This window comes from Vagococcus sp. (assembly GCF_036639995.1).
GTDB lineage: Bacteria > Bacillota > Bacilli > Lactobacillales > Vagococcaceae > Vagococcus.
The window spans coordinates 13,361-27,991 of sequence record NZ_JAVWHO010000032.1; the positions used below are offsets into that span (position 1 = coordinate 13,361).

11 protein-coding genes are annotated in these 14,631 nt (G+C 34.9%); all 11 read left to right on the forward strand.

Annotated features, from left to right (window positions below; all coding sequences use genetic code 11):
• Positions 1-2 precede the first annotated feature (2 nt).
• Complete coding sequence (gene mfd, locus RR554_RS08600; RefSeq protein ID WP_332463278.1) at positions 3-3,542, forward strand: transcription-repair coupling factor; 3,540 nt, start codon at positions 3-5, stop codon at positions 3,540-3,542.
• Positions 3,543-3,554: 12 nt separating this feature from the next.
• Complete coding sequence (locus RR554_RS08605) at positions 3,555-5,132, forward strand: putative polysaccharide biosynthesis protein (RefSeq protein WP_332463277.1); 1,578 nt, start codon at positions 3,555-3,557, stop codon at positions 5,130-5,132.
• A gap of 21 nt (positions 5,133-5,153) precedes the next feature.
• Complete coding sequence (locus RR554_RS08610) at positions 5,154-5,429, forward strand: RNA-binding S4 domain-containing protein (protein ID WP_332463276.1); 276 nt, start codon at positions 5,154-5,156, stop codon at positions 5,427-5,429.
• A gap of 72 nt (positions 5,430-5,501) precedes the next feature.
• On the forward strand, positions 5,502-5,900 hold the full coding sequence (locus tag RR554_RS08615) for an FtsB family cell division protein (RefSeq protein ID WP_332463275.1): 399 nt from the start codon (positions 5,502-5,504) through the stop codon (positions 5,898-5,900).
• Between the two features lie 41 nt (positions 5,901-5,941).
• On the forward strand, positions 5,942-6,418 hold the full coding sequence (locus tag RR554_RS08620; protein WP_332463274.1) for a S1 domain-containing RNA-binding protein: 477 nt from the start codon (positions 5,942-5,944) through the stop codon (positions 6,416-6,418).
• Between the two features lie 62 nt (positions 6,419-6,480).
• A complete protein-coding gene (tilS, locus tag RR554_RS08625; RefSeq protein ID WP_332467833.1) occupies positions 6,481-7,878 on the forward strand; it encodes a tRNA lysidine(34) synthetase TilS in 1,398 nt (465 codons plus the stop codon).
• Between the two features lie 18 nt (positions 7,879-7,896).
• Complete coding sequence (gene hpt, locus RR554_RS08630) at positions 7,897-8,442, forward strand: hypoxanthine phosphoribosyltransferase (RefSeq protein WP_332463272.1); 546 nt, start codon at positions 7,897-7,899, stop codon at positions 8,440-8,442.
• Between the two features lie 76 nt (positions 8,443-8,518).
• The gene (gene ftsH / locus RR554_RS08635; RefSeq protein ID WP_332463271.1) at positions 8,519-10,567 is read left to right on the forward strand and encodes an ATP-dependent zinc metalloprotease FtsH; all 2,049 of its coding nucleotides are present in this window, start codon (positions 8,519-8,521) and stop codon (positions 10,565-10,567) included.
• A gap of 112 nt (positions 10,568-10,679) precedes the next feature.
• Positions 10,680-11,567, forward strand: coding sequence for an Hsp33 family molecular chaperone HslO (hslO, locus tag RR554_RS08640; protein WP_332463270.1), 888 nt, complete (start codon positions 10,680-10,682; stop codon positions 11,565-11,567).
• A 13-nt stretch (positions 11,568-11,580) separates the two neighbouring features.
• Positions 11,581-12,570 carry a tRNA dihydrouridine synthase DusB gene (gene dusB, locus RR554_RS08645; RefSeq protein WP_332467834.1) on the forward strand — a complete coding sequence of 330 codons (990 nt, stop codon included), beginning with the start codon at positions 11,581-11,583 and terminating at the stop codon, positions 12,568-12,570.
• A gap of 129 nt (positions 12,571-12,699) precedes the next feature.
• Complete coding sequence (gene lysS / locus RR554_RS08650; RefSeq protein ID WP_443081331.1) at positions 12,700-14,163, forward strand: lysine--tRNA ligase; 1,464 nt, start codon at positions 12,700-12,702, stop codon at positions 14,161-14,163.
• The last annotated feature ends 468 nt before the right edge of the window (positions 14,164-14,631 follow it).

The window sequence follows — 14,631 nt, forward strand, 5'->3', positions numbered from 1 at the left end:
TAATGTATTTGAATAAAGGATTAGTCAAGAAAATTAGTGATGCGCCTAAGATGAAAGAATGGCAAGCTAATTTAGCTAAAGAATCATCCCAGTTAATTACTGGATTATCTGGTTCAGCCAAAACTTTAGCAATGGCAACACTATTGGCTAAAAAAAAGAAAATACTCATTGTCACTCCTAATCTATACTATGCGTCTAAATTAATGGATGATTTACAACATATAATAGAAGAGAAGTATCTATATTATTTTCCAGTAGATGAGGTAACCGCTGTAGAGATGTCATTTTCATCTCCAGAAGCATTATCTGATCGAATTAATGCGCTAAACTTCTTAGCAAGTTCACAACCAGGTGTATTGGTTACCCCACTGGCGGGTGTTCGCCGCTTTTTACCTAGTCCAAAACTTTGGAAAGAGCAGACGATGCTTTTAGCTAAAGGCGGAACATTGGATATTACATCCTTAGCTGAACAATTGGTTCTTTTGGGGTATGAGCGGCAACAAATGATTGGGAAACCAGGTGAATTTAGTATTAGAGGTAGTATTGTTGATATTTATCCTCTGACAAATGAGTATCCTGTTAGAATTGATTTATTTGATGATGAAATTGAATCTCTTCGTTTGTTTGACGCAGAAACGCAGCGTTCCATTGAGGATATTACAGAAATAGTTATTTCACCTGCCAACGATACTTTAGTGACTAAGGATCAACTAGTTGAAGGAGTGGAAACATTTAATGAGTTGATGACAACGAAATTGTCATTAATGAAAGATTATGAAACTAAGGAGCGTTTGTCTGCTCTTTTGGAAAGTATTGTGAGCGAGTGGGGGCAAGGGCACCCAACAGAAGAAGTTAAAATGTATAGTGACTTACTTTATTCTGATAAATATTATCTAACTGATTATTTAAAACCATCTGATTTAGTTATTGTTGATGATTATAGTCGGATGGTGGAAAGCGAGCGGGAGCTGTTACGAGAAGAAGGCGAATGGATCACGATGAAGCTTGAAGAAGGTCTTGCTTTTGAGAACCATGAGCTAGGTGGCGATCTAAGAAGTATTTTGAAGAATACGAAACAAGCTAAAACTTATTTTTCACTGTTTCAAAAAGGAATGGGAAATTTACGTTTTTCTCACATTCACCCATTTGAATATCGAACGATGCAGCAGTTTTTTGGGCAAATGCCGCTATTAAAAACAGAAATGGATCGTTGGAAAAAACAAAAACAAACAGTTATCGTTTTAGCTGAAAATGAAGAACGTACACAAAAAATTGAAGAATTATTACTAGATTTTGAAATTTCAGCCGTTATTAATAATAGTAACAAGGTGTTGGATGGAAAAATTCAAATACAAACTAACACGTTAGCATCGGGATTTGAATTACCTGATGAGAAGTTAGTTGTTTTAGTGGAGAAAGAAATTTTACATACACAAACGAAAAAAAGAGCAAGAAAGCAAACTATTTCAAATGCTGAACGGCTCAAGAGTTATAATGAATTAAAACCAGGTGATTACGTTGTTCATGCTAATCACGGAATTGGTAAATATATCGGTATGGAAACCTTGCTAAGCGCGGGTGTTCATCAAGATTACATGACTATTCTTTATAAAAATAATGATAAATTATTTATTCCGGTTACCCAACTTGATTTAATTCAAAAATATGTTGCTTCTGAATCTAAAACACCTCGTGTGAATAAATTAGGTGGAACAGAGTGGACGAAGACTAAAAGCAAAGTCTCTGCAAAAGTGGAAGATATTGCAGACGATTTGATTAAGCTCTACGCCGAACGTGAAGCAGAAAGAGGCTATGCTTTTGCACCAGACGATGATTATCAAATGGAGTTTGAAGGGAACTTTCCTTATTCAGAAACAGATGATCAATTAAGAAGTATTCAAGAAATTAAGCAAGATATGGAAAAAGAACGTCCAATGGACCGATTGTTAGTTGGAGATGTTGGCTACGGAAAAACAGAAGTGGCTATTAGAGCGGCATTCAAAGCGGTAAGAGACGGCAAACAAGTTGCCTTTCTGGTGCCAACAACAATTTTAGCGCAACAGCATTATGAAACAATGCGAGATAGGTTTGCTAATTTCCCAGTAAATATTGGCTTGATGAGTCGATTTAGAACGAAAAAACAACAAAATGAAACTACGGAAGAATTAAGAAAAGGCCAAGTGGACATTGTCGTTGGAACTCACAGAATTTTATCAAAAGATGTTGAATTTATGGATTTGGGTTTATTGATTGTTGATGAAGAACAACGATTTGGCGTTAAGCACAAAGAACGCTTAAAGCAGTTAAAATCAGAGGTAGACGTTTTAACGCTGACAGCAACACCAATTCCAAGAACACTACATATGTCAATGTTAGGTGTTCGAGATTTATCAGTTATTGAAACACCTCCAGCTAATAGGTATCCTGTTCAAACCTATGTGATGGAAAAAAATCCAGGAGCTATAAGAGAAGCCTGTGAAAGAGAAATTGCAAGGGGCGGGCAAATATTTTATCTTTATAATAGAGTTGATACTATTGAGCAGAAAGTAGATGAGTTAAGGGCACTTGTCCCAGATGCAAGAATTAGTTACGCACATGGTCAAATGACGGAAGTTCAACTTGAAAATGTTTTGATGGAATTTATTAATGGTGACTACGATATTCTTGTGACAACAACGATTATTGAAACAGGTGTTGATATTCCTAATGTTAATACGTTGTTTGTTGAAAATGCCGATTATATGGGATTGTCTCAACTATATCAATTGCGAGGGCGTGTGGGTCGGAGTAACCGAGTGGCTTATGCTTACTTCATGTATGAACCTCAAAAAGTATTGAATGAAGTCAGTGAAAAACGGCTTCAAGCCATTAAAGATTTTACAGAGCTTGGTTCTGGCTTTAAAATAGCGATGCGAGATTTATCTATTCGCGGAGCAGGAAATCTTTTAGGAGCTCAGCAACATGGTTTCATTGATTCTGTTGGTTTTGATATGTACACACAAATGTTAACAGAAGCTGTTAATCGTAAACGTGGACTTGAGAGCCAAGATATTAAGACGATTACTGAGATAGATTTAGGGATTGATGCTTATATTCCGACTGAATATATTGAAGATGAGCGTCAAAAAATTGAAATTTATAAACGAATTCGCCAATTAGATAATCAGGAGATGTTCGATGAATTAGAAGGAGATTTACTAGATCGTTTTGGTGAATATCCAGTAGAAGTAGCTAATTTGTTAACAGTAGGTTTAATCAAGATGAACAGTGATTTTGCCTTAGTTGAAAGGATTCAAAAAAAAGGATTGAAAATTCAAGTTCTTTTATCTAAAGAAGGAACAAACGCATACACGATTGAACAAATATTTAAAGCTTTATCAGCAACAACGCTAAAAGCTGAGTTGAGTTCGGATGAACAATTAACTGTAACGTTGAAATTAACTAAACAAATATTAGAAGCTGCTTGGTTACAAGAAACCTCACAATTTATTGCTGCTTTAAGAAAGCAAAAATATGCAAAAAAAGACCAGAAAGAAGTCTAGCAGGTGAGTGAGATGGAAGATAAGAAGCTTGAAACAAATATGATAAAGGGTGCTGTTGTTTTAGTGGTGACATCTTTTATTGTTAAGATACTGAGCGCTGTTTACCGTGTTCCTTTTCAAAACCTGGTAGGAGATGAAGGTTTTTATGTGTATCAACAAATTTATCCTATCTATGGTATTTCAATGACACTTGCTCTTTCGGGGTTACCTGTTTATTTATCTAAGTTAATTGCTTCAAAAAATAACAGGAAAGAACAAGAGCAAGTTGTGAATTTCTTTTTTATGGTTGTAGGTTTTTTGTCTTTAATTGCTTTTTTAGTCCTATATTTTGGTTCTACTTTGATTGCAAAGGCAATGGGAGATATTAGTTTAGCACCATTAATTCGAGTGGTATCCTTTATTTTTATTTTAGTTCCTTTTTTGTCTACTTTTAGAGGCTTTTATCAAGGTCAAATGGAGATGAAACCGACAGCCATCTCACAACTTGTGGAACAAGGAAGTCGTGTTTGTGTCATTTTGATAGCAGGTTATTTATTTACTAAAAGTGACTGGTCAGTATATAAAATGGGGACTTATGCAACAGCAGGTGCTCTAGTAGGTGGTTTTTGTGGTTTATTGGTTTTAGTTGCCTATAGTAGAAAGCAAAAGATTTTCACAAAAGTGACAGCTATTGATAAACCTAAATTTTTATTTTTTGCTAAACGATTAATTATCGAAGGTGGCACACTTTGTTTTTTTAGTGCTTATCTAGTGGTATTCCAATTAGTGGATTCTTTTTCTGTGAAGCAATATTTAGTATACGGTGGACTAGATGAGACATCTGCCAAAATTGCTAAAGGTGTTTTTGATCGCGGACAGCCACTTGTTCAATTAGGTTTGGTTATTGCTGTTAGTATGACAGCCACTTTCTTACCGACATTAACCAAATATTTTGTAACCAACCAAAATATAAGATATGAGGCGACAGTTCAGTCCTATCTAAAGGTATCAATGGCAATCGCTAGTGCAGCTTCATTAGGGTTGGCTTTAGTATTACCTTATATGAATGTTGCTTTGTTCAGTGATAATAACGGGGAAATGACACTAAGTATTTTTATGATTTCGGTGTTTTTTGTCTCAATGATTCAAAGCTATCAAACGATTTATCAAAGCCAAAGTTTAGTGAAGTATCAATTTGTTGCAGCCTTGTTAGGTTTGTTTACAAAAATAATATTTACACCATTGATGACTTATTATTTCAAAACGGAAGGTGCGAGTATTAGCACGATATTAGGTTTGATTATCTGTTTACTTGTTATGCATCAGTATTTAGTAACAAAAGAAAATAACATTAAACTGCCAAAACCATTTTTATTGAAGTTGTTTCTAAATTTATTGTCAATGAGTGGCATCTTAGTCTTATATAGATTAGGTTTGGAACAACTAAATTGGACGGATTTTGGTCGTGGGTCAAGTTTGGTGTTTGCTTTGATTGGTGTTATGATAGGTTTTGTTATTTATATGATGGGACTAATTCAGAGTAAATTGTTCACTAAAGCAGAATGGGAAATGATCCCGTTTGGTAATAAAGTAATTAAATATTTCTATTAAGTAAAAAAGGAGGACACGAAGATGAGATTAGATAAATTTTTAAAAGTGTCTCGCATTATTAAAAGAAGAACAGTTGCAAAAGAAATAGCTGATAAAGGCCGAATTCAAGTGAATGGCCAGTTAGCTAAATCGTCAACAAATGTAAAAATTGGTGATGTTTTAAAAATTATGTTTGGCAATAAAACATTAGAAGTTCGTGTTTTAGACTTAAAAGATACTACCAAAAAAGATGAAGCAAAAGATTTGTATGAAATTGTGAGTGAAACACGAGAAACAAGTTACGAAAGTTTAGATTAGCATTAGACATTGAGAACATGACTTGGTATAATGAATTCATCTTGAATTTAAGAGAATGGAGTTCTAAATAGAATGAAAAAAGACCGTAAATTGTTGACTTATGATAAAGACCAACAAGCAACTCCTGCAATGCAGACGATGCAAAAGGATCAAAAAAAAATTATTTTTAGGCGTCGTCGTTTAGGGATTATGTTTGCTTCTGCTCTTGTTATGTTTTCTTTGATTGGTTTTAATCTTTTTAGAAATAGCCAGCATTTATTAACTTTACAAGATAGTCGTAAGACAATTGAAAAAGAAAATAAAGAAATATCTAAAACGAAAAAAGATTTGAAAAGAGAAGTGAATCTTTTAAATGATACAGAGTACGTCGAAAAGATCGCGCGTGCAAAATATTTTTATTCAAAAGAGGGAGAACAGGTTTACAGTATCCCGGATTTAAATAGCTCTACCCAATCTAGTGGTAACAAATAACAATAAATATTTTGGAAGGTTCAAGGAGGAAAAAAATTTTTATGTCAATTGAAGTAGGGGTAAAATTACCTGGAAAAGTTTCGGGAATTACCAATTTTGGTGCATTCGTTGATTTGGGGGAAGGCAAAACAGGGTTGGTTCACATTAGTGAAGTATCAAATAGTTTTGTAAAAGACATTAACGATTGTTTAACTGTCGGAGACGAAGTAGAAGTAAAAGTAATGACTATTGGGGATGACGGAAAAATCGGTCTATCTATCAAGCGTGCAAATGAAGAAGAGCGTCCAAAAGCGCCAAGAAAAGATTTTAAACGCCCAAATAATAATTACAATAGATCTGACAGAAACGACAGATCGGATAGACAAAGTAATAACCGCAAACCAGCAATGGCTACTCAAAAGAAAGAAGGCTTCGACACATTAATGAGCTCATTCTTGAAAGATAGTGACGAAAGATTAAGTTCTATCAAACGTAACACTGAAGGTAAACGTGGTGGCCGTGGTGGCCGACGTAGTTAATTAATAAATGAAAGGATAAGCTAGCCTTATCCTTTTTTTATATTGTAGAAGGAAGTGTCAAAATGTCTTTAAGACAAAAGTTTCAACAACAAGTAAAAAAATCAGATTGGTGGCAACCTGATGACAAAATTTTAGTAGCTGTTTCTGGAGGTGTAGACTCGATTGTTTTACTTCATTTACTACTCGAGTTACCAGAAGAGGTAAAGCCAAAGATATATGTCGCACACATCAATCATCAACTTCGAGAGGATTCAGAAGAAGAAGAAGCTTATGTTTTGAAATTTTGTCGTGATAAACAGGTTCCTATTCATACGACAAAATGGTCAAAGGGCCCACAAATCACATCAAATGTTGAACAAGAAGCAAGAGATTTTCGTTACACTTTTTTTGAAGAGGTGATGAAAAAAGAACGCATTCAAACGTTAGTAACAGCTCATCATGCAGATGACCAAGTTGAAACAGTAATGATGAGATTAATTAGCGGTAACAGGTTAAGTACTCTTTCTGGTATAAAAGAAAAACGTGACTTAAATTATGGTAACGTAATTAGGCCATTACTTCATATGAAAAAAGAGGAGTTATTGGCTTATAGCAAAGAAAGAAAGCTTTTTTTTTATGAAGATGAGAGTAATTTTTCTTTAGATTATTTTCGTAATCGTTTGCGTCAGACGTTAATTCCAGAAATAAAAAAAGAAAACCCAAAATTCAGTGAGCATATAGTTCATTTTAGTCAAGAGTTAACCAATGATATGACACTACTTCAAGAGCTCATGGAACCAAAATATCAAAAATGTGTTGTTTTTTCTAAAGCTGGTTGGAAAATTAACCGACAAGAGTTTTTAGCTTGTACAACAAGAGAACAGCGTTTCATATTAGATTATTTTATCGCTGAGTTAATGAAAAACGAAACTATTAGCCTTGGGTTCAGTCAAAAAAACCAGTTACTTAGTAATTTGTTAAGTGATAAACCCAACCAATCGTATCATTTAAAAAATGGCTGGTACTTTAAGAGAACTTACGATGAAGTTATAATATCAAAAGAGGTCGTAGTTAAAGGTAAATCTGAGTCTTTTAAAGTTTTGAAAAATACAGGTCTTTTTTTATCTGAAACAGAATGGTTTGGCTTTTTTGAGAAAGCTCATGAGGTGTTACCTGAAAGATGTCAAAGTTGGGAAAAGAAGAGTATTTCTTTTGTTGAACCAACGTGTCAGCAAGTAGTTATTAGAAGACATCGAGCTGGAGATAGATTAATATTGAATGAAAAAAAACATACTAAAAAGGTTTCTCGCTATTTTATTGATGAGAAAATACCAGCTTTAGAGCGTGAAAAAAGTTGGGTTGTCGAAGATCACGAAAATATTGTGAAATGGTTGGTCCCTTTTAGGGAAAGTTATTTGAGTATTCGAGATGAAACTGATAAAATACAGTATAAGCTTGTCTACTGTTATAAAGACAAGTAAGTTTGGAAGGAGATCCTGATGTTAGAAAAAGATATAGAAAAAACATTTTATTCAGAAGAAGAAATTCAAGAGCGCGTTAAAACTTTAGGGGAAGCTATTAGTAAAGATTATGAAGACAAGTTTCCTTTGGTAGTTGGCGTGTTAAAAGGTGCTGTTCCATTTTTAGCAGATTTGGTTCGCTCAATGAACATTCATATGGAAATGGATTTTATGGATGTGTCTAGTTACGGCAATGCAACAGTATCCTCAGGAGAAGTGCGCATTTTAAAAGATTTAAGTACGGTAGTTGAAGGACGTCATATTTTAATTGTAGAAGACATCGTTGATAGTGGTCGTACGTTAAGATATTTAGTAGATTTATTGAAACACCGTAAAGCAGCGTCTGTTAAAATAGTGACAATGCTTGATAAACCAGAAGGTCGCGTTGTTGAAATGGATGCAGATTATATTGGTTTTGAAGTGCCAAACGAATTTGTTGTAGGTTACGGATTAGATTATGCAGAAGACTACCGTAATTTACCTTATATTGGTGTCTTAAAACCAGAGATTTATGAAAATAATTAAATTTTCATCGATCTTTCTGTGATATAATCAGGACTTACTGATAAAAATTAAAACTAAATATGTAAGGAGGACATGTATGAATAATAAGAAGAAGCCAGGCATGAAAAATTCGCTTTATTATATTATTGTTTTCTTATCAATGATTATGATTGTGTATTTCTTCTTTGGCCAAAGTGGAGATCAATCTCCTAACATAAATTATTCAACATTCTATCAGCAATTAAAAGATGATCAAGTTAAAGAATTTGCAGTTCAGCCATCTAATGGTGTTTATAAAATAACTGGTGAATATTTTGAAGATCAAAAAGTAACTGATTCAGGAGGCTTACCTGTTTTTGGTAAAACAAAAGTAAAATCGAAACGATTTACAACGGTTGTACTACCTAACGATTCTACGATTGAAAATATTAACCAAGCAGCTAAAACCTCAAAAACAAAATTTGTGGTTAAAGAGCAATCAAGTAGTGGGATTTGGGTTCAGTTGTTATTTAGCTTCTTACCATTAATTTTTATGGTTTTCTTAATCTACATGATGGTAGGTCAAGGTGGTCAAGGCGGCGGAAATGGTCGTGTGATGAACTTTGGCAAAACGAAAACAAAAGAAGCGGATAAAAAATCAATTACTGTGCGTTTTTCTGATGTAGCAGGTGCTGAGGAAGAAAAACAGGAATTAGTGGAAGTTGTTGAATTCTTAAAAGACCCAAGGCGATTTGTAGAATTGGGCGCGCGTATTCCAGCAGGTGTTCTTTTAGAAGGACCTCCAGGAACTGGTAAAACATTATTAGCAAAAGCAGTAGCTGGAGAAGCAGGAGTACCATTCTTCTCAATTTCAGGTTCTGATTTTGTGGAAATGTTTGTTGGTGTTGGGGCAAGTCGTGTTCGTGACTTGTTTGAAAATGCGAAGAAAACAGCTCCAGCTATTATTTTTATCGATGAAATCGATGCGGTTGGTCGTCAACGTGGTGCCGGTATGGGTGGTGGACATGATGAACGTGAGCAAACCCTTAACCAATTGTTAGTTGAAATGGATGGTTTTAATGGTAATGAAGGTGTTATTGTCATTGCTGCGACTAACCGTTCAGATGTACTAGACCCAGCTTTACTTAGACCAGGTCGTTTTGACCGTCAAATTTTAGTTGGTACACCAGATGTTAAAGGTCGTGAACAAATTTTACGCGTTCACTCTCGTAATAAACCTTTAGCTGACGATGTTGATTTAAAAGTTGTTGCACAACAAACACCAGGATTTGCTGGTGCTGATTTAGAAAACGTCTTAAACGAAGCAGCTCTTGTAGCGGCGCGTCGCAATAAGAAAAAAATTGATGCAACAGATATCGACGAAGCGCAAGACCGTGTTATTGCTGGTCCTGCTAAAAAAGATCGAGTTATCAGTAAACGTCAACGTGAGTTAGTAGCTTATCATGAGGCTGGACATACAATTTGTGGGTTGGTTTTAGATGATGCAAACGTGGTTCATAAAGTAACCATTGTTCCTCGTGGACGTGCCGGTGGTTATATGATTTCTTTACCTAAAGAAGATCAATTCCTAATCACAAAAAATGAGATGTTTGAGCGTATCGTCGGTTTGCTAGGTGGACGTGTTGCAGAAGAAGTTGTTTTTGGTGTTCAATCAACGGGAGCAAGTAATGACTTTGAACAAGCAACTAGCTTAGCTCGTTCGATGGTTACTGAATATGGTATGAGTGAGTTATTAGGGCCTGTACAATATGAAGGAAATCATCAAGTATTTGTTGGTCGTGATTATGGACAAACAAAAGCTTATTCAGAACAAGTTGCTTTCCAAATTGATGAAGAAGTTCGACGCATTCTGAAAAGTGCTCATGATAAAGCGATTGAAATTATTGAAGCGCATCGTGCGCAACATAAATTAATTGCTGAGTCATTATTGGAGTATGAAACTTTAGATGCTAAAGCGATTAAATCATTATTTGACGATGGTGTTATGCCATCAAAAGAAAAAACAAGTGAGTTTCCAAGTGAAAAAGAAGGCTCTTTTGAGGAAGCAAAAGTAGCATTAGAAAGAAAAGATGCTGAAAAGGAAGCTGAAGCACATGGTGAACAAGCTTTGTCTGATGGTGATGAAATAACACCTGATAACGAGTAAAATTATTTTGAAGATTTAATTAAATAAGTTATTATGAGTGGGATATACGAAAGTGTAGCCCACTTTTCTATTGTAGAGATAATGGAATTTATTATAGAAGGAAGAGAAAAATATGACTGATTATTTAGTAAAAGCACTTGCATTTAATGGAGAAATTCGAGCAATGGCTGTTAGAACAACGGATACTATTAGAGAAGCACAAGAAAGACATGATACATGGCGTGCAGCAACAGCAGCTTTAGGTAGAACGATGACAGGTTCTTTGTTATTAGGTGCTATGCATAAAAATGATGAAAAATTGACAATTAAAATCCAAGGCGATGGCCCAGTTGGAGCGATTGTGGTGGATGCTGATAGTAAAGGAAATGTTAAAGGATATGTTAAAAATCCAGAAGTTAATTTACCACCAAATGCTTTGGGTAAAATAGATGTCCGAGGAGCAGTTGGTGTTAACGGAACATTAAGTGTGGTTAAAGACCTGGGTCTAAAAGAACCAATTACAGGACAAGTACCAATTGTTTCTGGTGAAATTGCTGAAGATTTTACGTATTATTTAGCTAACTCAGAGCAAGTGCCATCTGCAGTTGGATTAAGTGTCTTAGTGGATAATACGGATGATGACTGTGTAAAAGCTGCAGGAGGATTTGTGATTCAAGTAATGCCTGGAGCTAGTGAAGAAACGATTGTTGAAATTGAGAAACGATTAGCAGATATCCCTCAAGTTTCTTCATTACTTGATCAAGGAGAGACACCAGAAAAAATATTAAGCCGGTTATTAGGTGAAGAAAATGTTGAAATATTAGAAACGATGCCAGTTCAATTTCATTGTGACTGCTCAAAAGATCGTTTCGCATCAGCTATTGTTACTTTAGGAGAAGCCGAGTTAACTCAGATGATTGAGGAAGACGAAGGGGCAGAAGCTGTTTGCCATTTTTGTGGTGAAAAATATCAATTTAGTGCAGATGAATTAACCGTACTCAGAGATGAAGCGATTAGGTAAGGAGGGTTCTTGAGTGTGGAAGATAGGTAACGTGGAGATTCCTAATCGAGTTGTTGTGGCACCGATGGCAGGTATTAGTAATTCTGCTTTTCGTGTAACAGTTAAAGAATTTGGTGCAGGATTAGTGGTTTGCGAAATGATTAGTGACAAAGGCATTCAGCAACGTAATAAGAAAACATTAGAAATGCTACATATTGAAGAAGTGGAACATCCTCTAAGTTTACAAATATTTGGCGGAAATAAAGAAACCTTAGTTGAAGCAGCGCAATTTGTTGAAAAAAATACGACAGCGGATATGATAGATATCAATATGGGATGTCCAGTTAACAAAGTGATAAAAGCTGAAGCAGGGGCTAGATGGTTACTGGATCCCAATAAAGTTTATGAAATGGTTGAAGCTGTGGCTAGTGCAGTAACTATCCCAGTGACTGTAAAAATGAGAATTGGTTGGGATGAGGAGCACATATTAGCAGTCGAAAATGCCAAAGCTGCTCAAAGTGCCGGAGCATCAGCTGTAGCGATGCATGGTAGAACCAGAGTGCAAATGTATGAAGGAAAAGCTAATTGGGATATTTTAAAAGAAGTAACGCCGCATTTAGATATTCCTTTTATGGGTAATGGGGATGTTAAAACGCCAGAAGACGCTAAGCGTATGTTAGAGTACGTTGGATGTGACGCCGTGATGATCGGTCGTGCGGCGTTAGGGAATCCGTGGATGATTTATCGGACGAAACATTATTTAGAAACAGGTGAACTTTTAGATGAACCTTCACCGATTGAAAAAATTAAAACAGCGAAACTGCATTTATTACGTTTGGTTGAGTTGAAAGGTGAAAAAATTGCATGTCGAGAATTTCGTCAACATGCTGCTTATTACTTAAAAGGAGCACCGAGGGCAGCTAAAACAAAAGTTGCTATTAATAAAACGGTAACTCAAGAAGAGATATTGAAAATTTTAGATGAATATATCGAAAATTTAGTCATAAAAGGACTAGCTAGTTAATAATTTGAGAGAAAAGGCAAATAGACTTGCCTTTTTTTGTTTTATTGTGGCATTATAGTAGGGAATAGATTGTCAAAAAAGACTATAGGAGGAAGTAACGTGACAAAAGAAATACAAGGTCATGAAGAGATGAACGACCAATTAATCGTACGTAGAGAAAAAATGGCGGAGTTACGCGAAAAAGGTTTGGATCCATTTGGTTCACGTTTTGAACGCACAACTAATTCAAAAGAACTCCATGAAACATATGATGAACATACAAAAGAAGAATTACAAGAACTTAACTTAACAGCAACTGTTGCTGGTCGTATTATGACAAAACGTGGTAAAGGTAAAGTAGGTTTTGCTCATTTACAAGATCGTGAAGGCCAAATCCAAATTTATGTAAGAAAAGATGCTGTTGGTGATGAAGAATATGATTTGTTTAAACAAGCAGATTTAGGAGACTTTATTGGTGTTACAGGTCAAATCATGAAAACTGATATGGGTGAAGTAACAATCAAACCAACAACATTAACATTTCTAACAAAAGCACTACGTCCATTACCGGATAAATATCATGGTCTAACAAACGTAGAACAAAAATATCGTCAGCGTTACTTAGATTTAATTAGTAACAGAGAAAGTTTTGATAAGTTTGTAAAACGAAGTGAAATTATTCGTGAAGTCCGTAATTATTTAAATATGCATGGTTACTTGGAAGTTGAAACTCCAACATTACATAATATCGCTGGTGGCGCAGCAGCCCGTCCGTTTATTACACATCATAATGCACTAGATATGGAATTATATTTACGTATCGCTTTAGAGCTGCATTTAAAACGATTAATAGTTGGTGGTATGGAAAAAGTATATGAAATTGGTCGAGTGTTTAGAAATGAAGGGATTGATACAACACATAATCCTGAATTTACTATGTTAGAAGTATATACTGCTTATACTGATTACAATGATATTATGGATTTAACAGAAGGTATAATTACTCACGCAGCTCAAAAAGTATTAGGCAATTTACAAATTGAGTACGGTGAATATCAAGTTAATCTTGAAGGTCCATGGAAGAGAATTCATATGGTTGACGCAATTAAAGAAGAATGTGGTGTGGACTTCTGGCAAGAAATGACAGATGTGGAAGCAAGAGCAATCGCCAAAGAGCATGATATTGAATTGGGAGAGCATATGGATTACGGTCATGTTATTAATGAGTTCTTTGAAAAATATGTAGAGCACACATTAATACAGCCTACATTTATCTATGGCCATCCAACATCGATCTCACCGTTAGCAAAGAAAAATACTGAAGATGGACGCTTCACAGATCGTTTCGAAGTATTTATAGTAGGAAAAGAATACGGAAACGCATTTACTGAATTGAATGATCCAATTGATCAACGTGAAAGATTTGAAGCGCAAATGAAAGAAAAAGATTTAGGTAATGATGAAGCGCAAGGAATAGATGAAGATTTTGTAGAGGCTTTAGAATATGGAATGCCTCCAACAGGTGGATTGGGTATAGGAATCGACCGTTTGGTAATGTTATTAACTAACTCACAGTCTATTAGAGATATTTTATTATTTCCAACAATGAGATAAAAAAATAAAAAAAGAGAGATTTTCTTCTCTCTTTTTTTATAAAAACGATATGTAAAACAATGGTTAAACGAACTGTTTTAGGATAAAAACCTTTTTTTGATAATTTTAAAATCATAAAGGAGAATATAGAGTTTTATATCCGAACGAATTCGCTAGATTATCTTAATAAAGTAAGTGGAAAAAATATATTAAAAAGTAGTTGACGAAAGTGGAAATACTTGGTATATTAATACATGTCGCTGACGAAGATTAAAAAACAAACAAAAAATTTTTTAGTTGTAAAAGCGGGTTATCGCTATTTGTTTTAAAAGCTTTTCAGAAGAACGGCGAAAAAATAAATAACATAAACTTATTAAAAAGTGTTGACAAAACCCTAACAACTTGGTATGATATAAAAGTTGTTAAGACAACACGGATTAGACCTTTGAAAACTGAACAAAGTAAGACAAACCAAATGTGTAGGGCGTT